The organism is Psychroflexus aestuariivivens, assembly GCF_004010055.1.
GTDB lineage: Bacteria > Bacteroidota > Bacteroidia > Flavobacteriales > Flavobacteriaceae > Psychroflexus > Psychroflexus aestuariivivens.
Genome location: NZ_RQVT01000018.1, coordinates 118,952 through 132,037, shown reverse-complemented (window position 1 = coordinate 132,037; position 13,086 = coordinate 118,952). Strand labels below are relative to the sequence as shown.

General features: G+C 31.4%; 13 protein-coding genes. 8 read left to right on the top strand and 5 right to left on the bottom strand.

Annotated features, from left to right (window positions below; genetic code table 11):
* Position 1: 1 nt before the first annotated feature.
* The gene (locus tag EIG86_RS03510; RefSeq protein ID WP_127844760.1) at positions 2-454 is read right to left on the bottom strand and encodes a MarR family winged helix-turn-helix transcriptional regulator; all 453 of its coding nucleotides are present in this window, start codon (positions 452-454) and stop codon (positions 2-4) included.
* A gap of 177 nt (positions 455-631) precedes the next feature.
* On the opposite strand from EIG86_RS03510, the gene EIG86_RS03505 reads away from it, so the two are divergent.
* The 4 genes from EIG86_RS03505 to EIG86_RS03490 all read left to right on the top strand — a co-directional run bounded on the left by EIG86_RS03505 (position 632) and on the right by EIG86_RS03490 (position 5,887).
* Entirely contained in the window at positions 632-946 is a 315-nt protein-coding gene (locus EIG86_RS03505) for a rhodanese-like domain-containing protein (protein ID WP_127844759.1), read from the top strand.
* A 9-nt stretch (positions 947-955) separates the two neighbouring features.
* Positions 956-1,336, top strand: coding sequence for a rhodanese-like domain-containing protein (locus EIG86_RS03500; protein WP_127844758.1), 381 nt, complete (start codon positions 956-958; stop codon positions 1,334-1,336).
* Positions 1,337-1,415: 79 nt separating this feature from the next.
* Positions 1,416-2,537, top strand: coding sequence for a DNA polymerase III subunit beta (dnaN, locus tag EIG86_RS03495; RefSeq protein ID WP_127844757.1), 1,122 nt, complete (start codon positions 1,416-1,418; stop codon positions 2,535-2,537).
* Positions 2,538-2,797: 260 nt separating this feature from the next.
* A complete protein-coding gene (locus EIG86_RS03490; protein WP_127844756.1) occupies positions 2,798-5,887 on the top strand; it encodes a T9SS type A sorting domain-containing protein in 3,090 nt (1,029 codons plus the stop codon).
* A 34-nt stretch (positions 5,888-5,921) separates the two neighbouring features.
* Here the strand turns inward: EIG86_RS03490 and ytxJ are convergent, their stop codons facing one another.
* Positions 5,922-6,323, bottom strand: a complete 402-nt coding sequence (gene ytxJ / locus EIG86_RS03485; protein WP_127844755.1) for a bacillithiol system redox-active protein YtxJ — start codon at positions 6,321-6,323, stop codon at positions 5,922-5,924.
* Positions 6,324-6,460: 137 nt separating this feature from the next.
* Between ytxJ and EIG86_RS03480 the strand changes: the two genes are divergently transcribed.
* Entirely contained in the window at positions 6,461-7,150 is a 690-nt protein-coding gene (locus tag EIG86_RS03480; RefSeq protein WP_127844754.1) for a phosphoadenylyl-sulfate reductase, read from the top strand.
* Positions 7,151-7,200: 50 nt separating this feature from the next.
* Here EIG86_RS03480 and EIG86_RS03475 read toward each other — a convergent pair whose 3' ends face one another.
* The 3 genes from EIG86_RS03475 to msrA all read right to left on the bottom strand — a co-directional run bounded on the left by EIG86_RS03475 (position 7,201) and on the right by msrA (position 9,979).
* On the bottom strand, positions 7,201-8,619 hold the full coding sequence (locus EIG86_RS03475; RefSeq protein ID WP_127844753.1) for an MBL fold metallo-hydrolase: 1,419 nt from the start codon (positions 8,617-8,619) through the stop codon (positions 7,201-7,203).
* A 222-nt stretch (positions 8,620-8,841) separates the two neighbouring features.
* Positions 8,842-9,426, bottom strand: coding sequence for a GTP cyclohydrolase I FolE (gene folE / locus EIG86_RS03470; RefSeq protein WP_127844752.1), 585 nt, complete (start codon positions 9,424-9,426; stop codon positions 8,842-8,844).
* A 7-nt stretch (positions 9,427-9,433) separates the two neighbouring features.
* Positions 9,434-9,979 carry a peptide-methionine (S)-S-oxide reductase MsrA gene (gene msrA / locus EIG86_RS03465; RefSeq protein ID WP_127844751.1) on the bottom strand — a complete coding sequence of 182 codons (546 nt, stop codon included), beginning with the start codon at positions 9,977-9,979 and terminating at the stop codon, positions 9,434-9,436.
* Positions 9,980-10,347: 368 nt separating this feature from the next.
* On the opposite strand from msrA, the gene EIG86_RS03460 reads away from it, so the two are divergent.
* From EIG86_RS03460 to EIG86_RS03450, 3 genes are all read left to right on the top strand, one after another.
* Entirely contained in the window at positions 10,348-11,007 is a 660-nt protein-coding gene (locus tag EIG86_RS03460) for an ABC transporter ATP-binding protein (protein WP_127844750.1), read from the top strand.
* Positions 10,991-11,773 (top strand): TIGR02757 family protein, encoded by a 783-nt coding sequence (locus EIG86_RS03455; protein ID WP_127844749.1) that lies wholly within the window; start codon positions 10,991-10,993, stop codon positions 11,771-11,773. The genes EIG86_RS03460 and EIG86_RS03455 overlap by 17 nt, the downstream gene beginning before the upstream one ends.
* A 67-nt stretch (positions 11,774-11,840) precedes the next feature.
* Positions 11,841-13,058, top strand: coding sequence for a GAF domain-containing sensor histidine kinase (locus tag EIG86_RS03450; protein WP_127844748.1), 1,218 nt, complete (start codon positions 11,841-11,843; stop codon positions 13,056-13,058).
* The last annotated feature ends 28 nt before the right edge of the window (positions 13,059-13,086 follow it).

The following is a 13,086-nucleotide window of genomic DNA, read 5'->3' as shown; positions in this document are numbered from 1 at the left end:
TTTATTCTCTTAATTTATTTAATAATTTATTTAAAGTTAACAATTCATTTTCTTGTAAATTCTCTGTAATATTCGTTTCTACACGATCAACTACTTTGCTAATTTCATCGATAGCGTCAAGACCTGATTTTGTAATACAAATATCAACTTTACGACGGTTAGATTCGCATTGTTTCCGCGTCACAAAATCTTTTGTAAGAAGTTTGTCCACTAATCTGGTAGTATTACTCATTTTAGAAATCATTCGATCTTGAATAACCTGAAGTGAAGCTGGCTCTCCTTTCATTCCTCTCAAAATTCGTAAAACATTGAATTGTTGAGGCGAAATATCGAAAGGTTTCAAAGCTGAAGCAACTTCATCGTTCAACCAATTTCCAGTATATAATACATTCAGCAGAGCCTTTTTGTACTCAGGTATTTGTTTTGATATTTTCAACTGTTTTCCTATAATCATGTTTAAACAACATTTGTATGTACAAATATAGGATTGATTTTCGAATATGATTTAAATGTTTTGTTAATATTTAAAAAGAAATAAATTTAATTTAGATTCAAAAAACTTAAGCTTATTAAATTACAATGAATATTACCTTAATTAAAAATTGTAATTTTGTACTAATAAAATATAATCATGAAAAATTTAGAGCAAAAACAATGGATTGACGGACTTCAAAAAGACAAATCTGCCGTTATTTTGGATGTCAGAACTCCAGAAGAATTTGAAGAAGGCTTTATAAAAGACGCAAAGTTGATAAACATTCAGAATCCTGAAACATTCATGAGTGAAATTGAAAAGCTAGACAAATCAACTCCTCACTATGTATATTGTAGATCAGGAAAACGTAGTGAAATGGCCTGTCAAATTATGGAAAAGTCAGGTTTTGAGAAGACTTACAATCTCAGTGGAGGCATTTTAGAATGGCGTGGAGATGTTGAAACAAAATAAGTAAACATTATGAAATATATTTTAAGTATTGTAGTGATTGCTGTTTTAATTGGCTGTTCTCAAGCTAGTGAAAACAAAGTAAATATAGTAAGTTCTTCAGAAATGAAAGAAATTATGAGCCAAGACTCTATTCAGTTAATTGATGTGAGGTCGCTCAAAGAATTTAGAGAAGGCCATTTGAAAAATGCACAAAATATAATTTATGACGAAGATTTTGCTGAAAAAATTAAAACATTGGATAAATCTAGGTCTGTTGCTGTGTATTGCCAAACTGGGAGACGGTCTTCAGATTGTTCAGAAATTTTAAAAAAAGCAGGCTTTGAAAAGATTTATGATTTAGATGGCGGTCTTTCAGAATGGAAGTATAAGGAAGAGTTGGTGAAAGAATAAATTTATCCAATTACTAGTCCATATAATGTTCAATTATTTGTCAGAAAAAAATATATTTGCACATCTTTAAATAATTACTATGAAGTTTATTATATCGAGTTCATATATGTTGAAAAACCTCCAAACTTTGGGAGGTGTTATCAACAATAGCAATACCATGCCGATTTTAGACAATTTTTTGTTTGAATTAGACAAAAATTCTCTCAAAATTTCCGCTTCAGATCTTGAAACTACCATGAGTGCAAACTTGGATGTTGAATCTGAAGATGAAGGTGAAATTGCCATTCCTGCAAGATTGCTTTTGGATACATTGAAAACTTTTCCTGAGCAGCCGCTCACCTTTCATGTTTTGGAAAACCACACGGTCGAAATTAATTCTGAACAAGGTAAATATGCTTTAGCTTATGCTAATGCTGAAGACTTCCCTTCGCCAGTAAATATAGAAGATCCGAGCAAAACAATTCTTATTGGTGATGTACTTTCAACAGCGATAAACAAAACAATTTTTGCCACAGGAAATGATGACTTGAGACCTGTGATGAACGGTGTTTTTTTCAGATTTACTGCAGATGGATTAATATTCGTTGGAACTGATGCGCACAAACTTGTAAAGTACGAAAGAAACGACATTAAGGCTGAAAATCCTTCTGAATTTATTATGCCTAAAAAACCTTTAACATTATTGAAAGGTGTTCTACAAGGTAGCGAAGAGGAAGTTAACATTGAATATAACGAATCCAATGCAAAATTCAGTTTTGAAAACATTGAATTGACTTGCCGTTTGGTAGAAGGAAAATATCCAAATTACGAAGCAGTTATTCCAAAAGAAAACCCTAATACTTTGACTATAGATCGGGCAATGTTTTTGAGTTCTGTGCGCCGTGTTTCTATTTTTTCTAATAAAACAACACATCAAATTCGCTTGAAAATTGCTGGTGCTGAATTGAATATTTCCGCAGAAGATCTGGACTATTCCAACAAAGCTGAAGAGCGTTTAACTTGCGACTATCAAGGTGATGACATCACTATTGGATTCAATTCAAAGTTTTTGACAGAAATGTTGAATAATTTGAATTCAGATACTATAAAGATTAAAATGAGTTTGCCAAATCGTGCTGGTATTTTGACTCCAGTAGATGGACTGGAAGATGGAGAAGATATCACAATGCTAGTGATGCCAGTTATGCTAGGCAATAACTAGAAAATAAAAACTTATATATTTTAAAAGCCTCCATTTTGGAGGTTTTTTTTATTTAATATCATATGTGAAAAGACAAAATTTCATATAAAGTTATTTTAGAATTTACCTACAACTAAAGACCTCTAGCCTCCAAAAAACATAACTATTTGTATTTAAACAAATTAACATAAATATTAGCAACATTTATGAAATTGATGCAATTAACAAAAGTTGCATTCTTAGTCTAGTTATAAATTTGATAAGATCAAAAATAACTAGCCATGAGGAATTTATGTTTTTTGATAAATATTTTTTTTCTAATCTTATATTCAAATGTTTTAGCACAAAACATTTCTACAGACTGTAATTGCGATATCACAATTAGCAATCCTAATACTTCAATTTCCGTCCAAAGTAATACTTCGATTTGTTTAACTGGTAATTTCACATACACACAAGGAATTTTATTAGGTTCAAATTCCACGCTATGCGTTGGTGAAAACGTGACACTCACAGGCAATCTAGATGTAACAAGTTATGGCGATGATTCTACAACTATAAACAACTACGGTACAATTTATAGCAATTTTGGTTCTTTTTTTAGAAACTTCAATATCTATAATTATGGAACAATCGATACAAATCTGAATTTCAATGCTAATCTAAATCCGTATTTATTCAATAGTGGTACTTTCATAAGTTCTAATAATTACCAAACGATTTCAAGCGGTACAATAGACAACAATGGTGTTTTAGATTTCAATAATTTGACCTTAAATCAAAATTTTAATTTAAATACAACAGATAATAGTCAAATTATAGCCAATGGAAATTTCGATATCAATGGTTCTCATGATTTTGAAGGTGAAATCAATGTGCAAAATAGTCTAAATATTAATAATGGTGGAAATTTCTTTGACAATGTAAATATAGAAGCGAACAATTTTAATGCTAGTGGTAGTAGTAATTTCAATGGTGGTAATATTATAATTGACAACAATTTCAACTTAAATAATCAAGATAATCAATTCGAAAATATAAATGTTGAAACCAATAAATGGACTGTAAATGGTAATCAATATTTTAATGGATTTATAACAGTTTATGGGTTAACAAAAGTGAATTCAGGAATTTTAGATATTAATAATGCTGAATTAATCTTGAACAATATTGTGTTGCATTCCAAAATCAGAGAACAATCAGGATGTTCTATCATAACTATAAATGGAAATTCTAATGGTTGGGGTGATTTAGAAGGTAGTGGAAATGGTGGAATAAATCTAACTTATAACTTACCAAATAATAACCACTGGACATTAATTGGTAACGTAGGTGTAGGAGAATGTGAATTTAATGCTCCTACAATATGGATAGGTGTGGTTTCTACTGATGCTGAAAACATCAACAATTGGAGCAATGGTTTTCCAAATAGATATATTGATGTTATTATAAATGTAACGCCCAATGATCCAAATTTTTCTGAAAATGCTGAAATGAAAAATTTAGAAATTGTAAACGGTGCAGGTGTTTCTCAGTCTAATGAGTCACAAATCAATATTTATGGCGATTTTGAAAACCACGGTTATTATAATCCTGGAAATTCAACATTAGCTTTTAAATCCGATGAAGTTCAGAATTTATCCACCGATAATAAACTAATAATCTACAACTTGACAATTGATAATCAAAGTAGTCTTAATCTGGTTTCTGGAAATGTTGACATTTATAATATTTTAAATTTAGAAAGTGGGGATTTGGTTACAAACTATGATTATAATAATCCAAATAATAATTTGGTGACTTTTAAGTCAAACGCCAATACCACAGCTATAATTAGTGAAATTGAAAGCGAAAATACCATTGTTGGTGATGTTATGATTGAACGCTTTATTCCATTGAATAATAGAGCGTTTAGATATATGACAACTTCTGTAAACACTTCAACTTCCATTAATGAAAATTGGCAAGAAGGTGTGAATAATACAGTGAATGATTTTAGTTTAAACCAAAATCCAAAACCTGGATATGGAACGCATATCACAGGAAGTGTAAATGGTGAAAATGGTTTTGATGCTACATTGACGGGAAATCCGTCTTTATTTGGTTGGGATTCTCAAAACGGAACTTGGGAAACAATAACTAGCACAATTGATAACAACTTAGAAGCTGGAAAAGGTTACGTAATCCTAATTAGAGGAGATAGAAGCACAAATGTATGGTCAAATAACTCCGCTATGGGTAGCCCTACTAGATTGCGCTCTTTGGGAACTATACTTTCTGGTGATGTGAATGTTGATGATTATTTAAACCCAAATTCAGATGGTTTTTCATTAGTTGGCAACCCATATCAATCAGAATTAGATATGAAAACAACTTTACACTACGGTTCAACATATCTTAATAAAAATTTTTACTACGCATACAATCCAAATATTGGTGATCGGGGCGGATACGTTACAGTAGATTTAGACTCGGAACCTGTTCAATCTATTCCTGAACAGCCAAATAACAATAATAATGTGAATTCAGGAAAATATCGTTTTTTACAACCAAATCAAGCTGCTTTTGTTCAAACTTCAAAAAATATTCCAGCGAATCAAACGCCATCGTTAACTTTTAAAGAGGAATTTAAAACAGACGAAACTTTAACCAATCAAGTGTTTAGCGTGAATTCAAATTCTAAAATTGATTTGAATATCATCAAAAATTCCAATGATGAATTAATGGATGGTGTAAGATTTAAATTTGGAGCAACTTTCAGCGAAACTGTTGGAAATGATGATGCTTTAAAGTTCTGGAATGATGACGAAACTATTGGTATTGAATCTGATGGCAATTATTTAGCCATTGAGAAAAGACCTTTTCCAGAAGATGAACAAATGTTTAGTTTTTGGATTGGCAATTATAGAGATTCCGAGTATACGATGAATGTTGTAGTTGAAGAAATGCCAAACTACAATATTTATCTCAAAGACACATATACAAACATTGACCATGAATTGAATGAAGGCGAAAACAATATTGTTTTCAATATAGATTCTTCGATTCCTGGTTCTATAAATTATGATCGTTTCAAATTATTTTTTGAACAAGACAACGTGTCTGTAGATGACTTTGAATCCAGTAAAAATGATTTTAGCCTCTACCCTAACCCATCAACAGATGGTTATTTCAATATAAAAGGCGAAAGCTTAAGCAGCAGCGAAACAAAAATTGAAATCTTCAATAACATCGGTCAGAAAATAAAAACTCTTCAAACAGATTTCAAAGAAGAAATCAGAATCAATACTGTTGAAATGAATTCTGGCGTTTATATTGTAAAAATAAATACCGATGGCAATCAGGTTACCAAAAAGATAATCATAAAATAAATCAAGAAATACATCTTAAATAAGGTATTTTTACTTAAATAAAACTCCTGATATCAGAAATTCTGATTGCAGCATGAGAAGCATGATGAAGAACCTCTCCATTCTTGATGACCAATATTTGTGGTGATTGATGTAGAACTTGGAAAACACGACTAACTTCATTAGAGACATCACGATTAGACAACAAATCCAAATACAACATCTCTATTTTAGAATTATCGAAGTCGATTTCTGTCTGAAATTGATGCCAAACCATATTACTTATCCCACAAGTTGTAGAATGTTTAAAAATTACAACAACTTTTTCTTGAGAAAGTTTTTTTACTGAATCTATCTGACCGACAGTTTCCAAGGTACGCCAGACAAAAGCATCCTTATCTGTATTTTGTTCATTATTAGATGTTTTCCTGTTGAAAATATTTTGAAAAAAGCTCATAATTATATTTTTTAAAATTGTCGTAATGACCTGACATTAATTACAAGTCACCAATTATCATTAAATCTTATTAAAGTTGATTTAGATAAAATAATTCACTTGCTTATATTCGCAAAGTTAAATTATGAAATGGTCTAATGAGTGAAATTATTGAAAAAAGAATTATTTCTGAAGACGAAATAAAAACACTAAATCAAAAATATAAAACTCTTAATATTAATGATCGCATAAAATCCCTTTATGATGATTTTGAAACTTCAGAAGTTATGCTTACAAGTTCGTTTGCTTCAACTTCTGCATTTCTACTAAAGCTTTTTTCAGACATCAATAACAAACAATCGGTATATTTTATAGATACTGGCTATCATTTCGATGAAACTTTAGCTTATAAAAAAGAACTTTCTGAAAAATATAACTTAAATGTAAAATCGGTAAGTGCGCTTAAACATGAACATGATTTTACGACTAAAGACCAGACTTGGCTCAAAAATCCAGACTTTTGTTGTTCTATAAATAAAGTAAAACCGCTTGAAATCATCAAAAATAAGTACACCGTTTGGGTGTCTGGTTTAATGGAATGGCAAAGCGACCACAGGTCAACTTTAAATATTTTTGAACAACGTGGCGAAATACTTAAATTTTATCCTTTACTGGATGTCTCTAAAAAAGAAAGAGATAATTTTATCAAAAAACATCAACTTCCTTTCCATCCTTTAGTGAAAAAAGGATATAATTCAATTGGTTGTAAACATTGCACCATTCCTGGCAAAGAAAGAAACGGCAGATGGAATAACAATCCGAAAACTGAATGCGGTTTACACCTATAAACATCTGGTTTTTACAGTCAAGAATGACTCAAAAACCAGATGTTTCAAAATTATAACAAAGTCGTTGGGCAAATATAGTCAGTGACTTTGATGCTTTCATCTTTTAGTATTTCTTCAAAACCACCTCTAAGGTCTTTAAAATTTTCAAATCCACGTTGTTTCAAAATTGAAGCCGCAATCATACTTCTGTAACCACCTTGACAGTGAATAATAAATTCACTAGATTTGGGAAATTCAGATAGATGAGAGTTGATTTGATTCAGTGGTGTATTCTCTGCACCAACTAAATGCTGAGAGTTAAACTCACTCGGTTTTCTTACATCAAAAATTTTGATGTCCTTGTTTTCTCTCATACTTTTTAGTTCTTCAACATCTATTCGTTTTATAGAATCAATTTCTTTATCAGCAGCTTTCCAAGCTTCAATTCCACCCTCTAAAAACCCAACAGCATAATCATAACCAACTCTTGATAAGCGAATTATACTTTCTTCTTCTTTTCCAGGATCTGTAACCAAAAGTATTTTTTGTTTAATATCTGGAATCAATTCTCCAACCCACTGTGCAAAATTATTATCTAGTCCAATATTTATACTATTTGGAATAAATGCATCCTTAAAACTTTCAGATTCTCGAGTATCTAAAATTAACGCTCTAGTTTCATTCGCTATAGCTTCAAATTCATTTGGCTTTAGAGGTTTTTCTCCGCGTTCAATTACTTTATCAATACTGTCATAGCCTTGTATATTCATCAATACATTTTTTGGAAAATATCCTGGAGGTGGTGTAAGACCGTCTAACAAGACTGTGATAAATTCTTCTTTGGATAAATCAGGTTGAAGCGCGTAATTTGTAGCTTTTTGATTTCCTAAAGTATCTGTAGTTTCTTTACTCATCATCTTACCGCATGCACTTCCAGCACCGTGGTTTGGATACACAATTAATTCATCCGGTAGAGGAATAATTTTATCTCTTAACGACTCATATAGATAACCCGCCAATTTTTCTTGTGTCAAATCTTTTACAACATGTTGAGCTAAGTCTGGTCTGCCAACATCTCCAATAAACAAAGTATCTCCTGTAATAATACCATGTTGAATTCCTTTTTCATCAATCAAGAGATAGGTCGTAGACTCCATTGTGTGTCCCGGTGTATGCAAAACTTTCACCGTGTAATTTCCAATTTTGAACTCCTGATTATCTTCAGCTACTATTGCATCAAATTCTGGTTTTGCAGTTGGGCCGTACACAATTTTCGCTGAGGTTTTCTTGGCTAAATCCAAATGACCGCTTACAAAATCTGCATGGAAATGAGTTTCAAAAACATACTTTATCTCCGCTGAATCTGACTTTGCCTTATCGATGTATGGTTGGACTTCTCTTAATGGGTCAAAAATCGCTGCTTCACCGTTATTTTCAATATAATATGCCGCGTGAGCAATACATCCTGTATAAATTTGTTCTACTTTCATCTTAAAACTTATTTTAAATTTTAAGCTAAATTATGAATCATCCAATTCTACAATTGCAATATTTGTTACAGAGTAAAATAGAATTTAGGGAAACATGATAATTATCAGTTTTTCAAATAAGTCCAAAATAAAAGAGAGAGCATTTTAATAATAAAAAGACCGCAAATTCATAATGAATTTGCGGTCTTTTTATTATTTGTTGATTTGAAAAATTTTCTAAGATTAACTAATTAATTTTAAAAATTCATTTCTTGTTTCGCTTTCCTTAAATTGTCCTCTAAAACCAGAAGTTGTGGTCGCAGAATTTTGCTTCTGAACACCCCGCATCATCATGCACATGTGTTGCGCTTCAATAACCACAGCAACACCTTTGGGTTGTAAAGTCTTATTTATGGCATCCAAAATATCTCGCGTCAAACGTTCTTGCACTTGCAATCGTCTTGCGAATACATCTACAACGCGTGGTATTTTACTTAAACCAACAATTTTTCCATCAGGAATATAAGCGACATGAACTTTACCGAAAAAAGGCAATATGTGATGTTCACATAAAGAATACAATTCGATATCTTTAATCAACACCATATCTTCATAATCTTCCTCGAACATAGCACCAAGCAAGATTTGCTCTGCATCCATTTCATAACCTTGGGTAAGGAATTGCATTGCTTTTGCAGCGCGTTCAGGTGTTTTTACGATTCCATCTCTTTTCGGATCTTCACCTACATTTTTCAAAATTGATAGGTAATTGTCTTTTATATTATCAACTAAAGGTTGAGTATATTCTTCAAGTATTTTATATGACATTGTTTTATTATGATTTGAGTTTATGGCTAAATTTTTCTCTTAATGTGGCAAGTTTTGGTTCGATTATGACCTGACAGTAGCGGTTTTCGGTAAAATTGTTGTAAAAATTTTGATGTTCTTCCTCTGCTTCATAAAATCTTGAAGCCTCAGACAATTTAGTCACAATTTTTCCATCAAAATATTCAGCAGAATTTAATTCTTGCATCACTAGCTCTGCCGTATTTTTTTGATTTTCATCATGGTAAAAAATCTCGCTTCTGTATTGTTCACCCACATCATATCCTTGACGATTTAGAGTTGTGGGATCATGAGTGGCAAAAAACACGTACAATAAATCTTTGTAGTTAATCACACTTTCATCATAACTAACCTGTATAGCTTCTGCATGGCCAGTTCTTCCCATTACCACTTCACGGTAAGGCGGATTTTTAATTTTTCCTCCTGTAAATCCAGATTTCACCTCGTGAACACCTTCTAGTCTCTGAAAAACGGCTTCTGTACACCAAAAACATCCATTTGCAAAAGTGGCTAATGATAAATTCTTATCTGACATAAATTAAAATTTGTTCAACAAAATTACATTTTTATTAAACAAATAAAATTGATTTAACTTATAATTAGGTAGGTAATTTTAATTTGAAGGGAATTTAAAACATCTGTGTTAAATCATGAACTAATGACTTAATCAACATACTGAATTTAGGCATCTACAAATTTCTGCATTATATCGTTTTTTAAATTATTCATTATCAATTCGTTCAACTAAATCATTGTGTTCAGAAAAATAAATATTTCATATTCAAATCAATTTTATTTTTCTAGATCAAATATTTATTATTCATATCATTTCAAGTATTGATTGCGTTAAGTATTTTTTATATTTCAATTTTTATTCAGACTTTTGAAATCTAATTCTAAACAATGATAAAGGCTAAAAATATTAGTAAACATTACGATGACCTAAAAGTTTTGGATCAAATTGATTTGCATATTCAAAAAAAGGAAATCATTTCGATTGTTGGTCCATCTGGTGTGGGAAAAACAACGCTATTACAAATATTAGGAACTCTTGAAAAAGCCGACAAAAATAAAGACGCTTTAATTGAAATTAACGGGACTAAAGTCAATGAACTTAAAAAAAAGAGTTTGGCTAAATTTCGAAATGAAAACATTGGATTCATTTTTCAATTTCACCAATTGTTACCAGAATTTACAGCTTTAGAGAATATTTGTATTCCTGCTTTTATCAACAAAACACCAACAAAAACCGCAGAAGCTCGCGCCAAAGAACTTTTGGGTTTTCTAGAACTTTCTCACCGAGCAGACCATAAACCCAATCAGCTGAGTGGCGGCGAACAACAACGTGTTGCTGTAGCTCGTGCACTTGTCAACAATCCGGGAGTCATTTTTGCCGACGAACCTTCTGGAAATTTAGATTCTGTCTCCGCAGAAAAACTACACAATTTGTTTTTTAAATTAAGAGATGAATTCGACCAAACCTTTGTCATTGTAACTCATAACGAGGATTTAGCAGACATGGCCGATAGAAAACTAGAGATGAAAGATGGCAAATTTATCTAAATTAAAACTTGATGAATTAAAAGCATTTTTAGACGAAAAAGTTGCGCTTTACAATCAGTTTAAATTTATTGAAACCGACCCTATTTCAATTCCACATCAATTTTCCGATAAAAAAGACATCGAAATTATCGGTTTTTTGATTGCAACAATTGCCTGGGGAAATCGAAAAAGTATTCTTAAAAACGGACAAAAGCTCATAGAGATTTTAGATCGTTCCCCACATGATTTTATTTTAAATCACCAAGAAAAAGACCTGAAATCCTGTAATGGATTTGTTCACAGAACCTTTAATGCAGAGGATTTGAAATATTTCATCAAATCTTTAAAAAACATTTATACTAACCATGAAGGATTAGCCTCTACTTTTGAAAAAAACAAAACCGAAACATCTCTGCAACCTGCTATACATGAGTTTAAAAAAATATTCTTTGAATTACAACACCTAAAACGTACTGAAAAACACGTTAGCGATCCACTAAAAAATTCAGCTGCCAAACGCTTAAACATGTATTTAAAATGGATGATCAGAAATGATAAAAATGGTGTAGACTTTGGAATCTGGAAACAAATATCACCAGCCATATTATCTTGCCCGTTAGATGTGCATTCTGGAAAAATAGCACGATCTTTAGGTTTACTAAAAAGAACTCAAAACGATGCCAAAGCAGTTAAAGAATTGGATGAAAATTTAAGAATTTTAGACCCTAAAGACCCTGTTAAATATGATTTTGCTTTGTTTGGACTCGGCGCTTTCGAGACTTTTTAGATCTTCATAAAATTCTGCTAATTTTTTGTATATTGCAACATTATACAAGATTTAGATATAAGATTTGATGAGATCAGAACCCCTACCAACTGAAGAAAAAAATAGGCTCGCAGCGCTAAGATCTGTAAATATTTTAGACACGCTACCAGAAAAAGAATATGACGAAATTACAGAATTAGTAGCTTCTATTTGCGATACGCCAGTAGCTATGATTTCTTTATTAGACGAGAACCGCCAATGGTTTAAATCTAAAGTTGGTATCGATTTTTGTGAGACAGATAAAGAACATTCGTTTTGTAACCACGCTATCCAAAATCCAAATGAAATTTTAGAAGTGTTCGATACAAGGTCTGATGAACGTTTCAAAGAAAATCCATTTACTTTTGGAGACAAACCTATTGTTTTTTATGCTGGCGTTCCACTTTTAGATCACAATAAATTTGCTTTAGGAACCCTGTGTGTCATAGACCATCAGCCAAGAACTTTATCAAAAAAGCAAAAAAACAGCTTGCGATATTTGGGAAATCAAGTTGTAAAATTATTTGAACTTCATGCTTCCAATGAGTGGCTCAGAGAAACCCAAAAAGAACTTAAAGAGAGAAATCATCAATTGAAAAGCTTTGCAGGCGTGGTCTCTCATGACATGAAAATGCCGTTGGCAAATATGATTATTACCATCGATATTTTGAAATCAAAATATAAAGAAAACTTAGATCAATCTGGTTTTGAATATCTTAATAATTTAAAGAAATCTGCCTTTCAATTAAGCGATTATATTTCCAATATTTTAACGCACTACGAAAGTGATAATATAACGGACAACAAAAATTCTTTAGAAACTTTTGATGTGCATCAACTTTTAGAAGATATTGTCGATATGTTGGACATCAACGAAGATTGTGAAATTAATTTCCCTGATGAAAACTTAGAAATTTTCTGCAATCGTATTGCTCTAGAGCAGATTTTACTGAATTTGATTGGTAATAGTTTGAAATACAATGATAAAGACAAAATTATAATCGATATTGATTGTCGACTTGACGAAGATTTCTACTACTTTTCAATTAAAGATAATGGTATCGGTATTGCTAAAGAAAAACAAAAAGAAATTTTCAATTTATTTTCTACCGTTGCATCAGAAGACCGACGTGGCAATAGAGGTAATGGAATTGGGCTATCTACCGTAAAAAAAATGATTCATAATATGGGTGGCAAAATTTCAGTAGAATCTGAAGTAAATCAAGGCACTAAATTCGAATTTTCTCTGGAGCGTCTTCAAAAGTAAATCGTATAATATTATCAAGTAAAATTTA